General features: G+C 58.0%; 13 protein-coding genes. 7 read left to right on the top strand and 6 right to left on the bottom strand.

Going from position 1 to position 13,917, the window contains the following annotated elements; genetic code table 11:
* The first annotated feature begins 19 nt into the window (after positions 1-19).
* Together QVZ43_RS00350 and QVZ43_RS00345 are read left to right on the top strand one after the other, a co-directional pair.
* Positions 20-838, top strand: a complete 819-nt coding sequence (locus tag QVZ43_RS00350; protein ID WP_302908424.1) for a helix-turn-helix domain-containing protein — start codon at positions 20-22, stop codon at positions 836-838.
* A 107-nt stretch (positions 839-945) separates the two neighbouring features.
* Entirely contained in the window at positions 946-2,010 is a 1,065-nt protein-coding gene (locus tag QVZ43_RS00345) for an NAD-dependent epimerase/dehydratase family protein (RefSeq protein ID WP_302908423.1), read from the top strand.
* Positions 2,011-2,074: 64 nt separating this feature from the next.
* Here QVZ43_RS00345 and QVZ43_RS00340 read toward each other — a convergent pair whose 3' ends face one another.
* Entirely contained in the window at positions 2,075-2,974 is a 900-nt protein-coding gene (locus QVZ43_RS00340; protein ID WP_302908422.1) for an alpha/beta fold hydrolase, read from the bottom strand.
* A gap of 121 nt (positions 2,975-3,095) precedes the next feature.
* On the opposite strand from QVZ43_RS00340, the gene QVZ43_RS00335 reads away from it, so the two are divergent.
* On the top strand, positions 3,096-4,112 hold the full coding sequence (locus tag QVZ43_RS00335; protein WP_302908421.1) for a GlxA family transcriptional regulator: 1,017 nt from the start codon (positions 3,096-3,098) through the stop codon (positions 4,110-4,112).
* 63 nt (positions 4,113-4,175) lie between these two features.
* Here QVZ43_RS00335 and phaC read toward each other — a convergent pair whose 3' ends face one another.
* From phaC to QVZ43_RS00310, 5 genes are all read right to left on the bottom strand, one after another.
* On the bottom strand, positions 4,176-5,951 hold the full coding sequence (gene phaC / locus QVZ43_RS00330; protein WP_302908420.1) for a class I poly(R)-hydroxyalkanoic acid synthase: 1,776 nt from the start codon (positions 5,949-5,951) through the stop codon (positions 4,176-4,178).
* A gap of 74 nt (positions 5,952-6,025) precedes the next feature.
* On the bottom strand, positions 6,026-6,415 hold the full coding sequence (locus QVZ43_RS00325) for a phasin family protein (protein WP_302908419.1): 390 nt from the start codon (positions 6,413-6,415) through the stop codon (positions 6,026-6,028).
* A 73-nt stretch (positions 6,416-6,488) separates the two neighbouring features.
* On the bottom strand, positions 6,489-7,247 hold the full coding sequence (gene phbB / locus QVZ43_RS00320; RefSeq protein ID WP_302908418.1) for an acetoacetyl-CoA reductase: 759 nt from the start codon (positions 7,245-7,247) through the stop codon (positions 6,489-6,491).
* A 175-nt stretch (positions 7,248-7,422) separates the two neighbouring features.
* Positions 7,423-8,595 (bottom strand): cysteine desulfurase family protein, encoded by a 1,173-nt coding sequence (locus QVZ43_RS00315; RefSeq protein WP_302908417.1) that lies wholly within the window; start codon positions 8,593-8,595, stop codon positions 7,423-7,425.
* Positions 8,596-8,673: 78 nt separating this feature from the next.
* On the bottom strand, positions 8,674-9,045 hold the full coding sequence (locus QVZ43_RS00310; RefSeq protein ID WP_302908416.1) for a DsrE family protein: 372 nt from the start codon (positions 9,043-9,045) through the stop codon (positions 8,674-8,676).
* 229 nt (positions 9,046-9,274) lie between these two features.
* Between QVZ43_RS00310 and QVZ43_RS00305 the strand changes: the two genes are divergently transcribed.
* From QVZ43_RS00305 to QVZ43_RS00290, 4 genes are all read left to right on the top strand, one after another.
* Positions 9,275-9,523, top strand: coding sequence for a nickel-binding protein (locus QVZ43_RS00305; protein WP_223793794.1), 249 nt, complete (start codon positions 9,275-9,277; stop codon positions 9,521-9,523).
* A gap of 17 nt (positions 9,524-9,540) precedes the next feature.
* On the top strand, positions 9,541-12,540 hold the full coding sequence (locus QVZ43_RS00300) for an ATP-binding protein (RefSeq protein ID WP_302908415.1): 3,000 nt from the start codon (positions 9,541-9,543) through the stop codon (positions 12,538-12,540).
* A gap of 121 nt (positions 12,541-12,661) precedes the next feature.
* Positions 12,662-13,405 (top strand): ElyC/SanA/YdcF family protein, encoded by a 744-nt coding sequence (locus QVZ43_RS00295; RefSeq protein ID WP_302908414.1) that lies wholly within the window; start codon positions 12,662-12,664, stop codon positions 13,403-13,405.
* Between the two features lie 29 nt (positions 13,406-13,434).
* Positions 13,435-13,872, top strand: a complete 438-nt coding sequence (locus tag QVZ43_RS00290) for an OsmC family protein (protein WP_302908413.1) — start codon at positions 13,435-13,437, stop codon at positions 13,870-13,872.
* Positions 13,873-13,917 lie beyond the last annotated feature (45 nt).

Below are 13,917 nucleotides of genomic sequence, written 5' to 3'. Positions count from 1 at the left end.
TGTATGACCGGGGCGCTCCGTGGAAAAAACAGTACCAAAAGCCGTGTTGTATCTCTGGCCGCGCCGAACAGTCCATGTCGGGCGGCTGGAACAGCCGGTTCAGTTCAGTCAGGCGTCCGCGTCCCTGATGGTCAGCCTTGATAGTCCCTTTCGTGTCAGTAAACCCGATATGGCGTCTGTGGTTGAGTGCACCAGCCTGCTTCTTCGCCCCGGCGAAACAGCCGATATAGACCCGGGGGATGGTCGGGTTGGGACCTGCTACCTGGATGCGCTGGGTCAGGATTATGGCCTTTTGCTACCGCAGATGACGGCATTCCAGTCGGGCTACTATTGTGGTTTCCGCAGGGAGCGGCAGCTTCGCGAGCTTCTGATCCGCATGCTGGAAGAGGAACCGGACGAGGTCAGCAGTTATCAACGACTTGAGTCTGTGATCAACCCCAAGGATGAGAACTATCCGGAAGTGGATTCCCGTGTGGCCATCGTCGTCGACTTGATTCGTGAATCCGTCGCTGAAAATCGGTCTGTGGAGGAGCTTGCCCAGGCCGTTAACCTGTCGGTGCCCCGGTTGGTGCAGCTGTTCCGTCAACAGGTTGGGGTACCGATTCGGCGGTATCGTCAGTGGCATCGGTTATTTGTCACGGCCATCAATGTCGCTGGCGGTTGTTCTCTCACCGAGGCGGCAATCCAGGCCGGATTTACTGACTCCGCTCATTTTTCTCACACGTTTCGGACGACACTCGGGCTTCGCCCGTCGGACGTTCTCAGTGCACTGGTCAACACCCGAATGGTGGTTGCGAATGCTCTGAACAGGGCAACCGGTCAGGCGATTGCTGAGTAAAAAGGGCAGGGTGGCAGAATGTTAAAACAGTGACCCGAAGGGATTTTCTGTCGCTGCATCCGGTACACTGCAATCATTTGCTCAACGTCTATGAAAGGAACACAGGAATGACAACGATTGACCGAAGTGCTCCCGTCCTGGTTACCGGCGCCACAGGCTATGTGGCCGGTTGGCTGGTAAAGCGTCTGCTTGACGAAGGCTTGACCGTTCACGCGGCGGTGCGTGATCCCGGTGCTTCGGACAAACTCCAGTATCTGAACCAGCTGGCGGAGGATGCTCCGGGAACCATCCGGTATTTCAAGGCCGATCTTTTGGAAGAGGGCAGCTACGCGGAAGCCATGCAGGGCTGTGAGCTGGTGTACCACACCGCATCGCCATTTACTCTGGATGTAAAGGACCCACAAAAGGATCTGGTGGATCCGGCTCTGCAGGGAACCCGCAATGTGCTGGAGGAAGCGAATCGAGTCGACAGTGTGAAACGCGTGATCGTTACCAGCAGCGTTGTCGCCATTTTCGGGGATAACTCGGATTTGCAGTCGTTGCCTGGAGGAATACTGACCGAATCGGTCTGGAATACCAGCTCGTCGGTGAACCACCAGCCCTACGCCTATTCGAAAACCGTTGCCGAGAAAGAAGCCTGGCGTATTGCCGAGGGGCAGGATCGCTGGGACCTTGTCACCATCAACCCTGCTTTGGTCATTGGTCCGGGCATTAACCCCCGGGCGACCTCAGAGAGCTTCAATATCGTGAAACAGATGGGCGATGGGTCCACCAAGCCGGGGGCACCGCGCTTTGGCTTGGGCGTCGTTGACGTAAGAGATGTGGCCGAAGCTCACTTCCAGGCAGGCTTCACCCCAGAAGCCAGCGGGCGGTATATCGTATCGGGCCACAACACCGATCTGGTGGAGTTGGCCAGCACTCTGCTGGAGAAATACGGTGACCGTTATCCAATCCCCCGCAAGGCCCTGCCCAAGTGGCTGGTCTGGCTGGTTGGCCCGCTGGTTACCAAAGGCACCAGCCGGCGGATGATTTCCCGTAACGTGGATTTACCCTGGAAAGCAGATAACAGCAAGGGCGTTCGTGAACTGGGCTTGTCTTACCGCTCCATGAAGGAATCCATGGAAGAAATGTTCCAGCAGATGATCGACAGCGGCCAGTTGCGTAAGGGATGATACAAAAAAAAGCCGCGGTTTTTGGCCGCGGCAAGGGGTTGGTGATCGTTTCCGGCCTGCGCCGTCATTGCCTGGTCAGGTGGCTGGTCACCGCCTCCACCACGTTCGGGTTCCATAGCAGATCGTTGTGGCCCAGCCCGTTGGTTTTCAGGAGTTCGGCCCCCTCCCAGTTTTGGTGAACCCTGTGACTCTGGGATGCGGGCACTGACTGGTCGTCTTCGTCGATAACCACCAGTCCGAGTTGTTCCAGGTCGGCTGCCAGATCCTCCAGTGCCAGCCTGCTCCACACATCGTCGCCAAATCTCATTTCCATGCGCCGACGGTGACTGGCAAGGGCGCTGTCTGTCAGGCCCATCTGGGCGCCAAACTGATCCACAACCTCGGAAAGTGTGGCGGGTGGCGCAAGCATCACCACTCGCTCAGCCTCCAGGCCATCGGCCAGGGCCCGACCAGTGGCAAGGCAGCCTAACGAGTGGGCGATGATGCCTGAAACAGGGCCAAAATGGTGGCCTACTTTAGTCAATACCTCGGTCATTTCGTACACGTCTGTCCGCTCGCCCTGAGCCCGGCCATGTGCCGGGGCGTCATACAGCACAACGCGGTAGCCCGCTTGAACCAGCGGTTCTACATAGGCGCCAAACTGGATGCCAGAACCGGACCAGCCGTGCACGCCGAGGATTGTCGGTCCGTCTCCCCAGCTGTATATGGGCAGGATGTTGGTGCCATGGTGCAGCTGTGTGTGGCTGTCTGCCTGATCCAACAGGTCCTCGTATCGGATGGGCAGCGGCAGGCGATGTGGCGTAAATGCCATGCTGTCGATGAGGTGCTCCGCGCCCTGCGTGGAGATTTTGGAGTACAACTGAAGCCCGAGGGCCAACGCGTCGTGCTGGAAACCCCGTGATTTGGGGTAGTGCCGGGCGGCACTGGTAGTCACGTCCGGCTGGTTGCTGATTTGAATGGTCATGGTTGTAGCCTCCGTCAATTAGGCCGTGTGGCCGTCTGAGATGACAGAATCAGATTATTCCTTGCCGCAGGGATTCAGTAGTGTCATATTTGACATATAAGGTGCGAAAAAGGACATGGTCATGAAGAAAGTTGCCGTTGTTGCACTGCCTCGCTGCCATGCGTCCGGGATTCATGGCGTGATGGATTTTTTTGCCACTGCGAGTTTCTGTGATGGATCCTTTCGGGCCGGTGGTGACCCTCTGTTTGACTGCCAGATCGTCACTCTGGATGACAAGCCAGTGCGCGCCTTTAATGGTGCTTTGGTGGTGCCCACCATGGAACGGGAATCGTTCGAGCCGGATGTCGTCGTCATTGGCTCGGGAGTTGAGGCTATTGGCGCATCAGCCCGGATTGACAGCTATCTGGAGACAGTCCGCCCGTTGAATTCCTGGCTCAGGGGGGCTGCAGAGCGTGGCGCCTTGCTGGCCAGTGTCTGTACCGGCAGCTTTGTTCTGGCAGAAGCGGGTTTGCTGGATGGTCAGGTGGCCACGACCCACTGGCGAGTGGCACCTGTGTTCAGAGCGCGTTATCCCGATCTACGGCTGGAAGAGGAACAGATACTGGTCGATAACGGTCAGGTGGTGTGTGCCGGTGGTGCATCGGCCTTTATCGATCTGTGCCTCTACCTGGTGGAGCGCCTGGCGTCGCCAGCCATTGCACTGGCCTGCAGCAAGCTGCTGGTGCTCGACGGCCGCCGGATGGAACAAACGCCTTATATGAGTTTCTACGGCAGCAAGGCACACAATGATCCGGCGGTTGTGAAGGCACAGCACTGGCTTGAGGAGCATTATGCCGAGCCGGTCGTGATCGACCATGTCGCTGAGGTCGCTGCACTGGGTGCGCGGACGTTCAAGCGCCGCTTCAAGGAGGCGACGGGGGAAACGCCGCTGAACTATCTGCAGCATCTTCGGGTTGAGGCAGCGAAACACCTGCTCGAATCCAGTCGCGAACAGACGTCTCAGATTATCTGGCAGGTTGGCTACGAAGATGCCAGCTCCTTTCGGCGGCTGTTCAAACGTACGGCTGGATGCACGATGGAGCAGTATCGAAAACGTTTTGGCTATGTGGCGCCGGAGGGCATCCAGGCCCGAGCCTGACCGAAAGAGCCCGATTCACTGCGCATGTGTGAATCGGGCTCTGTTGTGAAAATCCATTGCGGGTCAGAAGATGCGCTTTTTCACATAGCGCCCGGGTGCGGATTCAATCACATCCAGTTCCTGGTCACCGGGAATTCTGGCCTCCACTTCCTTGCCCTGGAATTTACTTACCCAGTCCTGCCAGTTTGGCCACCAGGAGCCTTCGTGGTGGCTGGTTCCGTCAAACCAGTTCTCCGGGGTGTCCGCCTCGGTGTCATTCATGTAGTAACCGTACTTGCCCGGCTCCGGCGGGTTGACGATGCCTGCAATGTGCCCGGACTGGCCGAGCAGGAACCGCTTCTCACCGGAAAACAATTGGTAGCCGGCATAGGTGGATTTCCAGAGTGCGATGTGATCCTGCTGCGCTGAGATAAACATGGCCGGCGTGTCGATACTGGACAGATCAATCGGCGTATCCGCAATGGTCAGCGCGTTGGGTTCCCGGAGTTTGTTATTCACGTACATTTCCCGCAGGTAGTACTTGTACATGGCTGCGGGGAGGTTGGTGGAATCGGAATTCCAGTACAGCAGGTCGAAGGGCAGGGGAGGCTCTCCCTTCAGGTAGTTGTTCACGAAGTACGACCAGATCAGGCTGTTTTCCTTGAGGGAGGAGAAACTGAGCGCGATAAACCGGCCATCGTAGTAGCCGATCTTTTCAATGTAGTTCTCCAGCGCCTTTACGGTCGCGCTGTTCAGGTAAACACCGATTTCGCCCGGGTCTTCGAAATCCAGCAGGGTGGCGAAGAAGGTAGAGGATTTGACCCGGTTGTCGCCGGTTTTCTTCAGGTGGGCAAGAGCGGTGGCCAGCAAGGTGCCACCCACGCAGTAGCCAATGGTGTTCAGTTCGCGCTCTCCGGTCGCCGCTTCCACGGCGCCCATGGCGTCCAGAACACCTTCCTGAACATAGTCCTCGAAGGTGGTTTCCCGATAGCTTTCGTCCGGGTTTACCCAGGACATGATGAATACCGTGTGGCCCTGGCTTACCAGCCAGCGTACCAGCGAATTCTCGGGTGTCAGATCCAGGATGTAGTACTTGTTGATGAATGGCGGCACGATCAGCAAGGGTGTCTGGTGCACCTTCTCGGTGGTCGGCTGATACTGGATCAACTGGAACAGCCGGTTCTCGTACACCACGTCGCCTGGTGTCGTGGCGATGTTAGTGCCCACTTCGAACGCCTGGTCATCGGTCATGGAAACGTTCAGCAACTGCCGGCTTCGCATGATATCCCGATAGAAGTTCTCAAGGCCTTTCACCACACTCAGGCCCCAGGTCTCCCGGCACTTTCGCACCGCCTCCGGGTTGGTGATGAAAAAGTTGGTGGGGGCCAACGCGCTGATGAACTGCCGCATCATGAAGTTGAGTTGCCGACGGTTGTCGTCGGTCAGGCCATCCAGATCGTCTGTCAGTTTTTCCAGGTATTCGGAATTGATCAGATACATCTGGGCAATGGCGTAATACAGGGGGTTGCGGGTCCAGGCTTCGTCATCAAAACGATGGTCGCTGCGCTCGGGCGCGATCACCGGATCAACCGGTTGGCGCAGCAGATTCAGAGCGACATTTTGCGTCAGTTGCCAGTAGCGAAATGCCAGCTGGCTGTTGTCCTGCATCACTTTGCTGGGGTCAATGACGGCTTCGCGAAAGGCTGCGGTCAGGCTGGAGGTCACGTCCATCACAAACGAATTGTCCGGGGTGAGCGTCTTCGCCGGGTTGAGTCCCCTGGCGACCATCTCCTGTGACTGTTTCATCAGGGCGGAGGCGTGCCTCACGTAGTCTTTCGCGAACCGGGTCAGGAATTCCATGGTTGTCCTCAGTATTCGGGTTCCGTCCGACCGGCGGCAGTCCGTTGGCCACCGGTCAGACCCGGAGAATCACATCAGTGGCCGGAAGCCGCAGATTTCTTTGTGCTGGCGGTCGCCTGCTTGGCCGGGGTGGCGGGCGTGCCGCCGGCTTCAGGTTTGTCGTCGGGCTGGAACAACTGGCCTGCTTCTTTGCGGAAGCCTTCAGCGACCCCGGACAGCTGTTTGAAGTCTTCAGTCAGCCGTTCGACCAGCTGGCTGAAACGCTGGGGCTGCTCTTCAACGAAGCCCTTTACGCCGTCAAAGTCGCGGATCGCCGTGGCGGATTTGGCCTGGTCCTCCAGCAACCCCATGTAGCCGCGCAGGCTGGCAATCTGGGCATCGACCAGGTTTTCACAGGTATCCATCACCAGCTTGTTCAGGCGAGTGACCGGCTCGGCGGAAAATTTGAATGTGTCGGTAAACATAGTTCAAGTCCTTCTGTTGGGGGGATCGGGAACCCGGGCTGGCCGGGGTCTATCGAAAACCGGCGGGGTTCGTTCAGTGCATGAACATGCCACCGTTAATGGGAAAGTTGGCGCCGGTGATAAACGACGACTGTTCATCAGCCAGGAATTCGACCAGTCGGGCAATTTCCCGGGGCTCACCGAATCGACCGACCGGAATCTGGGCCTGTAGTTTTTCCCGGACGCCTTCGTCGATGGCCATGACCATGTCGGTATCCACATAGCCCGGGGAGACCGTATTCACCGTGATGCCCTTGCGTGCAGTTTCCTGGGCCAGCGCCATAGTGAATCCATGCACACCGGCCTTGGCGGCGGAATAGTTCACCTGACCGAATTGTCCCTTCTGGCCGTTGATGGACGAGATGTTCACGATGCGTCCGTACTTCTGTTCCAGCAAGGTTTCCAGGAAACAGCGGGTGACGTTGAACACACTGTCCAGGTTGGTGTGGATGACTTCCTGCCAGGCGTCCAGCGACATTTTTTTCATGACGGCATCGCGGGTAATTCCGGCGTTATTGACCAGAACGTCCAGCCGGCCATAGCGCTCAAGAATTTCCCGGGCGCCCTGTTCACAACTTTTCGGGCTGGAAACATCCATCTGGATCAGGTCAATCTCGATGCCAGCGGCGGCCTGTCTCTGCTGCCACTCCTGCGCCTGAGGTTTGCGTTCCGGATTCCGATAGGTGGTTACGACCTGATAGCCGGCTTCCCGAAGAACCATGCAAATAGCTTCGCCAATACCCCGGGTCCCTCCGGTAACAAGCGCGACGCGTGAGGTGTCCTTGTTCGTCATGATGTTGCCTCCTTGTTTTTATCGCCGGTTATTGAACGCCAAACATAAATGTTAAAAATTGTCACAAGTCACATTGGGTAACGGGAAAGGAGGCTTTCCCGTAAAGTATTCACTTGAGTTGAGCCAGGTCAATTTAGCGGGGAGGTGCAACGGTCATGGCGAAGGCCCTTGTCCCTCACGCACAGTGTGCACGCGATTGCTCAAGTCCCAGCCGGAAGGCATTGTCCAATATGATGCGGCTGGCGATATCGACTTCTTTTTCGGTGGTCAGGTGGCTGAAGCTCATGCGTACGGCCCGGGTTGCCTCGGTTTGGTCGTACCCCATGGCTCTTAGGACAGGGGATCCTTTGCTCTGGCCGGATGAGCAGGCAGAACCGCCAGACACCGCAATGGTTTTCAGTGCGTTGATCAGTTTCTCTGCGGGGACTTCGCCAAAGGCTATGTTCAGATTGCCCGCTACACGGCGCTCCATGCAGCCATGAATATGAAACTGGTCTGTTTCTGCACGGACCCTGTTCAGGAATCGCTCACGAAGCCCGTGAATGATGGCCTGGTTGTGCGCCATCTCGGCGCCTGCGTGGTGGCAGGCCAGACCAAGCCCGACGATGCCTGGAACATTCAGCGTCCCGGAACGAATCCCGCGCTCCTGGCCACCGCCAATCATTTGCGGATTGATGGGCGTCTCTTTCGGTGTTTTCCGGCGGTACAGTGCGCCGACACCTTTGGGTCCATAGATTTTGTGGGCGGAGATCGACAACAGGTCGATTCCGTCTTTATGGACGTTCAGGGGAACTTTTCCTGCCCCTTGTGCTGCATCCACGTGAAAGAGAATGCCGTGACGTTTGGCAACCTCGGCGATTTCTCGGATGGGTTGGATGGTGCCGATTTCATGGTTCACGGCCATGACCGAGATCAGCGCCGTATCGGGCCGTATTGCCGCTTCGACCGCCGCCGGTGAGATAACGCCGCTTTTGTCCGGTCGGATGGATGTGTGCTGCACACCCATAGGCTTGAGGGACTGGCACAAATTCAGAACGCAGGGGTGCTCAATGGCGGAGGTGATCACATGCTTTCCATTGACCGCCTCCAATACACCTCGAATAGCGAGGTTGTTGGACTCCGTGGCGCCGGAGGTAAAGATGATTTCGTCCGGGCTTTTGGCACCAATGAGTGTCAGCACCTGCAGGCGTGCCTGTTCAACCGCCGAACTGGCGTCCCAGCCCATGCAATGGGATTTGCTGGAGGCATTACCATACCGCTGGGTAAAAAAAGGCATCATGCCTTGCAGCACCCGTTCATCCACCGGAGTTGAGGCGTTGTAATCGAGATAGACCAGGTTATCGAGCATGGTGACTCTCCTCGTTGGTTGGTTTCCGGAGGCTCAGGGTGGCGGCCAAGGGACACCACCCTGATAGCCAGGCCGGGATCACAAGCAAAGGGTGTTGGCCCCCTCCAGAATCTTGGCGTGCAATGACGGTGAACCGGTGATCTCAACACCATCAATCAGGCTGTCCGGATCATAGCCCCGTACCTTGGCACAGGGAGGACAAGCCCAGATCTGGCCGCCACGGGACATGAAATCTTCCATCAGCTCTTTCAGCGGGGGATCCAGCGGGTTCATGCGAACAAAATCCACGGCGCCTTTTCTCACCAGGTCGACGCCTGAACTGACCAGGAACATGGTGACTTCCTGACCGGATGCAATGCCGGCATTGGCGATGGTGAAGGCCACGGTGGCGCGCTCGTCGTCCAGGCCGCGGGAATTGACGATAACCAGTTTTGGGGTTGTGGTGTTCATGATAGTGCTCCTTCGTGCGAGTGCCCCGGTGGGGCGTTGTTTGTTTGCGAGTTCAGTATCGCGAAGCACCATGTGCAGAAACGTGTGAATAAGCGTTGAAATTTGATCAAAAAACGCACAATCTTTTTGTTTCGATCTTGCAGATCTTCTGAATACATAAATAACAATAAGTTAGCGTTCTCACGCTCGGCCGATGTGCGATTGGCATCCTTCAGCACGGGGAAGAAACATGGAAACGATTGTTTTGGAGCGCCAACAAGAAGAACCGGCCACCGAGGAATACCTCAACGCCATGCGAGCCAAGGCGGAAGCCTGCTTTGAGGTGAACGACGTCACCCGAAAGGGCACCTATGTCTCGTCTGATGGCAAACGCTTCGTGTGTATTTTCGAGGCCAGGGATTTGCAGGCCGTCAAACGTTCTCTGGATTCCGCCGGCATGGATTACCAGCATCTCTGGGTAGCCGGGCACGCGTTCTGACGCCAGAGAGCTTTCATGTGAACCGTTCTGCTAGTGGTCCCTCCCTGCGGATCAATCTGCTTGGGCCAATGAGTATCGAGGCTGATGGTCATCCGCTGAATTTGCCTCGCTCCAAGAAAACCCGCGCTCTGCTTGCCTATCTCATCATGTCGGACCGGTCCCTGCGCCGGGACAAGCTCGGTGAGCTGTTCTGGGACATCACCGAAGACCCCAAGGGTTCCCTGCGCTGGAGCCTGTCTCGGTTGCGGCGCGAAATTCAGTGGGACAGGGAGCGCCTGCACGCCAGCCGACAGGAGCTTTCGTTCGACCGGGCGGGGGCGTTTGTGGACGCCTGGGAGCTGGCCGCACTGGAAGGCCAGGGATTTGAGTCGCTGCCTTTGGAGGCCTTAGTCGCGCTGGCGGATGTGCCGAGAGGGAGCTTTCTGGAGGAGCTGGAACTGCAGGATATTTTCCAGTTTAACGCCTGGTGTGTCGGCCAGCGGGAGCGTTTCCGGGGTCTTTGGTGTCAGTTGCTGACAGCGCTGCGCGATCGTCAGATGGGAGAGCCGGATCTCGCCCTTGGCTACGCTGTCAGGCTTTCAGAGCTGGACCCGTTTGATGTAACCAACCTATCTACGTTGTTTGAGTTGTTATTCAAGCTGGGTCGCAGGGACGAAGCCCAGAAGCGATATGAACATTCCCGCCGCCTGTTCAAGGACCTGGGAGCTGCCGGTGAAACCGAGCTGCATCGTGCCTGGATCGTATGCCGGGAGCAGTCCCGTCAGGCCGCGCCTGCACCGAACGCAGCGGCCAGACCGGTATCGCCGCCGGCCGGCATGGGCGCTGCGTTGCCGTTTGTCGGGCGGTCGAAGGAACTGAGGTTTATTGAGGATGAAATGGGCCGGCTGGCAGCCGGGGAAGCCGTGAGCGCTTTTCTGTTTCAGGGGGAACCGGGGATTGGTAAGAGCCGACTGGCGGAGCGGCTGATGAGCAAGGCTGAAAGCGCCGGCTTTGCTGTCAGAGCCGGGAGGGCGTACGAGGTAGAACAGAAAAGCCCTTACAAACCCTGGCTGGATGCGCTCGGGCTGGCCCTGTCGGATCTGGTTCAACCCGACCAGGCTGACAGCGAAATTGATCAGGAACGATGGTTCTCTCTGGTCCGCGACGAGCTTCAGCAGCAGGCCCGCGGTAAAGGGCTGCTGCTGATTCTGGACGATCTCCAGTGGTTTGATCGGGCCTCGTTGCAGTTGCTGCATTATGTGGCACGGAGTTTTCGCTCCTGTCCATTGATGTTCGGGCTTTTTGCTCGTGCGGGGGAGCTGCGTGATAACGCACCGGCACAGCGAGTCATTCTCACCCTGCAACAGGACTTCGGTGCAAGGGTGTTTGATCTGGCGCCATTGGGCGAGAGTGATATCGGCCAGCTCCTGTCGGGCCACGGATCGGTGGATGCCAATCGGATATACCGGGCCAGTTCCGGGAATCCTCTCTACGCCATCGAGATGGCGCGCCATCCGGAACTGAGTGACCCGTACCGCCCGCTGGTGAATCTGGTACGTGATCGCATCGAACACCTGCCGGAGCAGGCCATTGATCTGGTTCGGTGGGGTGCGGTACTGGGCCGTTCCATCAGCATCCCTCGGCTGGAACGGCTGTGTTCCCTTGAGCCGGAGGTCCTGGTGGAAGGACTGGAATGCCTGGAAACCCATGCGCTGTTCCAGATCGATGCCACCCACTCCTCCCAGCGCTATCGGTTCAGTCATGATGTGGTTCGTCAGGCGGTATACAGCGATCTGTCCCTGCCAAGGCGACGCCTGATGCACAAGAAGGTGGTCGAGTTGCTGTTACCGGAAATCGACAATCTGGAGGTGGCTACCGAAATCGCCTACCACGCCGAGCGGGCCGGTGAGGCTCTGGAAGGCGCCCGAGCCTGCGTGCTCGCCGGCGAACAGGCATTGCGGGTGTTCGCCAATGGCGTGGCGGAATCTCTGGCCCGGCAGGGGCTGCAAATGGCAGAACAGTTGCAGGGGAATGAGCGGATCGGGTGGATGCTGAAGCTGCTCCATATTCTGTATTCAGCCCAGAAGCCGGACACCGAAACCGCCAGTATCCAGTTGCGGGATCTGGCTGAACAGGCCCTGGCCGCAGGTCTGACCCACGAGGCCCGTCTCGGTTTCCAGATGCTGTCCTTCCTGCGCTGGGAAAATGCCTCCATGGCGTCAGCACATTCCAATATCCTGCAGGCCGAGCGGATCAGCCGCCGTGAGAAACCGGAGGAGAGGGCGGAGGCGCTGGCACAGGCGGCCAAGTGTTTCCTGTTGCTGGAGCGCAATCTCAACCAGGCCGAGGCCTTTATCCTGGAGGTGAAGAGCCTGTTCAATCATGGCATCGGTCCCATCAGCACCGCTTATCTCGCGGAAGGCATGCTGGCGGGTTACCGGGGCCATTACAAGGATGCTGAAAGGGCATTCCAGAAGGCCATTGATACCGCCCTGGAGGCCGGAGAAAGGCTTGAGGAATTTGCAGCCACCGAACAACTGATCATGCTGCATGTGGATCGGGGCAATCTGTCAGCGTGCGATGTGTTGATCGATCAGTTGCTGGATCTGGGGCAGCGGGTAAGGGCTGGCGTGGAGCTCCCGGTGAGCGAAACGCTTTCGGCCCTGGTTCGGTATATGAACGGCGAAGAGGGGGCGCTCGACGCGTTCAAGTCAGGGCTCGAGGCGTTGCGGGCGCTTGATGACAAATATCACGTTGCGTATCTGCTCAGCCGGCTGGCGGGCCATCAGTGGAAGCAGGGGCTGTGGCCGGCTGCCGCCAGTTCCGCACAAGAGGCCCTGGACTGTGCCATGGCCATTGGCCGCGAATCCGAGATCGCCATTGCCAACCATATTCTTCGGATGTGCGCTCAGAAGGATGGCGCAGATGCTCGGGAGGACGGTGATGCTCCCGGGGCAGGGTCAGCTACGCACCGGTCCTGGTACGCGAGTCAATGGGCACAGGTTGCATCAGACTGCGAGAACGTAGCGTCCGCGTAATCCTGCCGGCCTGATACTCGTTTCTTTCCACAACCCCTTGTAGATGCGCTAAAAATCCTCAATTGTTGGCATAATGCCGCCCTGATTCGCGGTTGATGCCTCCCAATGAAAGACGATAGAAATGCTTGCGTTTGAACTTAAGAAATTCATCGGCCAGATGCTGATGCCGATTCCTCTTACCCTGATGCTATTGATGGCCGGGATTCTGATGCTCAGGGTCTGGCCGCGCATGGCGAGGGTGGCACTGGTGAGCGGCGCCCTACTGCTGTTCCTGACCAGCTGGGCGCCGGTCTCCAATCGGTTGGTGAGCATGGTCGAGAGCGACTATGCGGCTTTTGATCTGTCCCGGCCGGTGGATGTGGTTGTGGTGTTGGGCGGTTGCCACAGCAGTGATGACAGGGTTCCACCTGCAGCGCAGCTGTGCTCGTCGTCGCTTTACCGGCTGGTGGAAGGTCTGCGGATACTGGGTGCCAACCCCCAGGCTGAGCTGTTTGTCTCCGGGTATGCCAGACATGACCCGGTCCCCCACGCCGACATGGTTGCGTCAATTGCCCGGAGCATGGGCGTTGATGAGGGCAGGATTCGCCGATTCCCGGAACCGAAGGATACCGGTGAGGAGGCCAAGCATATGAAACCCTGGCTGGTGGACAGGCGCTTCGCACTGGTCACGGAAGCCTCGCACCTCGCCAGGGCTGTATGGTTTTTTGAGCAGCAAGGGCTGGAACCAATTCCTGCGCCCGCCATCCGATTGGGTAGCGAGACGCCGGATCTGAGCGTGCAGGCGAGCAACCAGCTGAAGTCGGAACGAGCGTTCTACGAGGTGTTGGGAATGCTTTGGCAGCGGCTGGTGGCGATACTAAGTTAATAGATCACCGAATCAAGAGAGACGATCCGATGCAAGAATTACCTCATCACTACCGGGCTGCTGCAGTGGCACAGCCAGAAGGCGATGTGAACCTGTCCAGCGATGGCGTGCAGGATATTCCATCCGCACCGCCGCCCGAGTTTGGCGGCCCCGGCGACAAATGGTCGCCAGAGAGTTTGTTGGTAGCCTCTGTCGCCGACTGTTTCATTTTGACGTTTCGGGCCATCGCTCGTGCTTCGAAGCTCGATTGGACTTCGCTCACCTGCGACGTGGAAGGCACGCTGGAACGTGTTGAGCGGGTAACCAGATTCACTCAGTTTGTGGTTCACGCCAGCTTGACGGTGCCGGAGGGGACCGATGAAGCCAAGGCCAGGCGGATGCTCGAGAAGGCCGAGCATAATTGCCTGATCACCAATTCATTGTCGGCTGAAAAGCGTCTTGAGGTTTCCGTCGCCTTTGCTTCCTGAGGGTAGCCGGTGAGGTAGCAGTAAACCCCGGCCTTTGGACGGGGC

Source organism: Marinobacter suaedae (genome assembly GCF_030519635.1).
GTDB classification, from domain to species: domain Bacteria; phylum Pseudomonadota; class Gammaproteobacteria; order Pseudomonadales; family Oleiphilaceae; genus Marinobacter; species Marinobacter suaedae.
Note: the sequence above shows the minus strand (reverse complement) of the source record. Positions and strands in the feature narration are given on the sequence as shown.